This window comes from Streptomyces bobili (genome assembly GCF_002154575.1).
GTDB lineage: Bacteria > Actinomycetota > Actinomycetes > Streptomycetales > Streptomycetaceae > Streptomyces > Streptomyces bobili.
The window spans coordinates 13073-13294 of the sequence record NZ_MUBA01000445.1 but is presented as its reverse complement, the minus strand read 5'-3'; positions in this window follow the sequence as shown (position 1 = coordinate 13294).

Below are 222 nucleotides of genomic sequence, written 5' to 3'. Positions count from 1 at the left end.
GCCCACCCGCGACCATCCCGGATTCCCGGCCGTACGGGGGAGACTGCCCGCCGTGCTGTTGATGACCGGCAGCTGTCTGCCCGTCCTCGGCGCGGTACTCCTCGCGCCGGTACTGCCCCGCATGCAGGACCATTTCGAGGGCGTCACGGGCAGCGCGGCCCTGGTACCCCTCGTGCTGACCGTCCCGGCCCTGTCACTGGCCCTGCTCGCGCCGTTCGCGGG